Here is a 4095-nt window from a genome sequence, read left to right as displayed (position 1 = left end):
CATGATCAGAGCGCCTGGACCTTGATCTCCAGCGCGTCACCCGGCTGCACCTCGAGGCTCGCGGCCAGCGTCTCGCTGGCGATCAGGTCGCCGAAGGAGGCGACCGCGGCCTGGACGTCGTCCTCACCGGTGATGCTCAGTGCGATCCGGTCGGCGACCTCCAGGCCGGCGTCCTTGCGGGCCTGCTGCACCGCCCGGATCAGGTCGCGGGCGACACCCTCGCGCTCCAGCTCCTCGGTGACGACGACGTCGAGCACCACGAAGCCGCCGCCCGGCAGGATGCCGGTGGCCACGCCCTCGGTACCGGCTCCGGCCACCGTCTCCAGGGTGTACTCCCCCTCGACCAGCGCCAGGCCGCCCGCGGTGACCACGCCGTCGGCGTCCACCGACCAGTCGCCTCTCTTGGAGCCCTTGATCGCGAGCTGGACGTCCTTGCCCAGCCGCGGCCCCGCGGCACGCGCGTTGACGGTGAGCTTCTGCTCCACCGCGTAGGCGGCCGCCTCGTCCGACTCGGGGTCCAGTACCTTGACCTGCTTGAGGTTCAGCTCGTCGGCGACCAGCGCCTCGAAGCCGCTCACCGAGGTGCCGGGGGCGACCACGGTCAGCGCGGCCAGCGGCAGCCGGTTGCGCAGGTTGGCCGCCTTGCGCAGCGCGGAGCCCGCCGAGCAGACGTCGCGGACCAGGTCCATCGCGGCGACCAGGTCGTCGTCGGCCGGGAGCTCGTCCAAGGTGGGCCAGTCGGTCAGGTGCACCGAGCGACCGCCGGTCAGGCCGCGCCAGATCTCCTCCGACACCAGCGGCAGCAGCGGCGCCGCCACCCGGAGCAGGGTCTCCAGCACCGTGTAGAGGGTGTCGAAGGCGTCCTTGGTCTCGGGCGCCACGTTGCCGTCGGAGACGTCAGCCGCCCAGAACCGCTCGCGCGAGCGGCGCACGTACCAGTTGGTCAGCACGTCGAGGAACTGGCGCGTCGACTCACACGCACCCGCGATGTCGAAGGCCTCCTGCTGCTCGGTCACCTCGGCGACGAGCTCACGGGTCTTGGCCAGCAGGTACCGGTCCATCGGGTGGCTCGAGTCCGTACGGCGCTCGGCGGTGTAGCCGGCCGCGTTGGCGTAGAGCGAGAAGAAGTACCAGGTGTTCCACAGCGGGATCAGCACCTGGCGCACCGAGTCGCGGATGCCCTGCTCGGTGACCACCAGGTTGCCGCCGCGCAGGATCGGGCTGGACATCAGGAACCAGCGCATCGCGTCGGCGCCGTCGCGGTCGAAGACCTCGGAGACGTCCGGGTAGTTGCGCAGCGACTTGCTCATCTTCTGCCCGTCGCTGCCCAGCACGATGCCGTGGCTGATGCAGTTCTTGAAGGCCGGCTTGTCGAAGATGCCGGTGGCCAGCACGTGCAGCGTGTAGAACCAGCCGCGGGTCTGCCCGATGTACTCGACGATGAAGTCGCCCGGGAAGTGGCCCTTCTTCTGCGCCGTTCCGTCGAACCAGTCCTGGTTCTCGAACGGGTAGTGGTTCTGCGCGAAGCTCATCGAGCCCGAGTCGAACCAGACGTCGAGGACGTCGGTGACGCGGCGCATCGTCGACTTCCCGGTCGGGTCGTCCGGGTTGGGACGGGTCAGCTCGTCGACCCACGGGCGGTGCAGGTCGCGCTCACCGGCGGCGTTGGTCGGCAGCGTGCCGAAGTCACGCTCGATCTCCTCGAACGAGCCGTAGACGTCGACGCGCGGGTACGCGGGGTCGTCGGACTTCCAGACCGGCACCGGCGAGCCCCAGAACCGGTTGCGGGTGATCGACCAGTCGCGGGCGTTCGCCAGCCACTTGCCGAACTGGCCCTCCTTGATGTGCTCGGGCACCCAGTTGATCTGCTGGTTGTTGGCGAGCATCGCGTCCTTGAACGCGGTCACCTCGACGAACCAGGACGAGACGCCCTTGTAGATCAGGGGTTCGCGGCAGCGCCAGCAGTGCGGGTAGGAGTGCTCGTAGGTCTCGCGGCGCAGCAGCACGGTGCCGTCGGTGACGCTGCCGTGCGCGGCCTCGCCACGGGTGGCTGCCTTGAGGTGGTCGATCACGTGCGGGTTGGCGTCGAAGACCAGCATCCCGGCGTACTCGGCCACCGGGTGGGTGAAGGTGCCGTCCTTGCCGACCGGCATCACCGCCTCGATGCCCTCGCGGTCGGTGACCTCCTTGTCGACCTCGCCGAAGGCGCCGGCGGAGTGCACCAGGCCGGTACCGTCGGTGGTGGTCACGGCGTCGTCGGCGGCGACGATCCGGAACGCGTTCTCGTGACCGAGGTAGTAGCCGAACGGCGGCGTGTAGCGACGGCCCAGCAGGTCGGCACCGCGGTAGCGCCCGAGCACCTGGAACTCGCCGTCGGCGTCCGCCAGCTCGCGGGCGTACTTGCCCAGCAGCGCCTCGGCCAGCAGGTACTTGGCGCTTGCGCCCTCACGGCCGGGCACCGGCGCCTCGACCACCACGTAGTCGATCTCGGAGCCGACCATGATCGCCAGGTTGGAGGGCAGGGTCCACGGCGTCGTGGTCCAGATCAGCGCCTTGGCGCCGTCCAGGACGGCGTCCTCACCGGTGCTCTCCAGGGTGAAGCCGACGGTGACCGCCGGGTCCTGGCGGCTCTTGTAGACGTCGTCGTCCATCCGCAGCTCGTGGTTCGACAGCGGCGTCTCGTCGTTCCAGCAGTACGGCAGGACCCGGAAGCCCTCGTAGACGTAGCCCTTGTCGAAGAGCTGCTTGAAGGCCCAGATCACCGACTCCATGAACTCGGGGTTCATGGTCTTGTAGTCGTTGTCGAAGTCGACCCAGCGGGCCTGGCGGGTGACGTAGCGCTGCCACTCGCCGGAGTACTTGAGCACCGAGGCACGGCAGGCGTCGTTGAACTTGTCGATGCCCATCTCGACGATCTCGTCGGTGGTCTTGATGTCGTTGAGGCGCATCGCTTCCAGCTCCGCCGGGAGACCGTGGGTGTCCCAGCCGAAGCGGCGCTCCACGCGCTTGCCGCGCATGGTCTGGAAGCGCGGCACGATGTCCTTGACGTAGCCGGTGAGCAGGTGGCCGTAGTGCGGCAGGCCGTTGGCGAACGGCGGGCCGTCGTAGAAGACGAACTCGTTCGAGCCGTCGGCGCCGCCGTCACGTGCCTCGACCGACGCCGAGAAGGTGCCGTCCGCGCCCCAGTACGCGAGCACCTGCTCCTCGATCTGCGGGAAGCGCGGGCTGGACGGGACGCCGTCTGAACCGGACGTGGAGACCTTCGGATAGGTCATCGGTGCTCTCCTGGTGGTACGTGCTGCCTCGGGTCATTGCCACGAGGACGATCCGAGAACCGGACCGCGGTACCACCTCGCTTGCCGCCGAGACTCCGGCGACCGCTTCATGAAGGCTGTCACGGGCCCCACCCGTCCGGTTCTACTGAGCACCTCGCGATGCCGTTCTTCCGGAGACTCGCCGCTGATGACGGCTCAGACGTCTCTACGTGCCAGGGTACCGCGCCCCCGGCTCGCCCTGCGAATCGGTTTTGCTCTCACCAGACCCGGCGTAGCGTCGCTTGCAGACCCACCTTTCTCACGAAGGAGGCACGATGACTGATCCGGGCATCATCGTCGTCGGCGGTGGACTCGCCGGCGCGAAGACCGTCGAGGCACTGCGCGAGGAGGGCCACCAGGGCCCGCTCACACTGGTCGGCGCCGAGCCGCATCTCCCCTACGAGCGGCCGCCGCTCTCCAAGGACCATCTGCTCAAGGGCACCCCGCTGGCCGAGTTCACGCCGCTGGACGCCGCCTGGTTCACCGAGCACGACGTGACCCTGCGACTCGGGGTCTCCGCCGTGGTGCTCGACCCCGACGGCCACCGGCTGGCCCTCTCCGACGGCACCGAGCTCAGCTTCTCGAAGCTGGCGCTGGCCACCGGATCGCGGCCCCGGCTGCCCGACCTGCCGGGAGCGGACGCCGAGGGCGTGCGGGTGCTGCGCACTCTGGAGGACTCCGACGCACTCGATGCGGCGATCGGCGCCGAGAGCCGCCTGGTCGTGGTCGGCGGCGGCTGGATCGGGCTGGAGGCGGCCGCCGCCGCCCCGGCCCCCGGGCG

2 protein-coding genes are annotated in these 4095 nt (G+C 69.5%); one reads left to right on the top strand and one right to left on the bottom strand.

Annotation, left to right across the window (positions count from 1 at the left end):
• Positions 1–5: 5 nt before the first annotated feature.
• A complete protein-coding gene (ileS, locus tag ABD151_RS12565; RefSeq protein ID WP_343994834.1) occupies positions 6–3275 on the bottom strand; it encodes an isoleucine--tRNA ligase in 3270 nt (1089 codons plus the stop codon).
• A gap of 314 nt (positions 3276–3589) precedes the next feature.
• Here ileS and ABD151_RS12560 point away from each other — a divergent pair.
• Positions 3590–4095: FAD-dependent oxidoreductase (locus ABD151_RS12560; RefSeq protein WP_343994832.1), on the top strand; the 506-nt coding region annotated here is incomplete at its 3' end.

The organism is Nocardioides dubius, from assembly GCF_039528155.1.
Taxonomy (GTDB): Bacteria; Actinomycetota; Actinomycetes; order Propionibacteriales; family Nocardioidaceae; genus Nocardioides; species Nocardioides dubius.
This window is presented reverse-complemented; position numbering and strand designations above follow the sequence as displayed.

Excerpts from the sequence above, each read along its gene's own strand:
- ileS (WP_343994834.1), bottom strand. The coding sequence starts at position 3,275 with ATGACCTATCCGAAGGTCTCCACGTCCGGTTCAGACGGCGTCCCGTCC.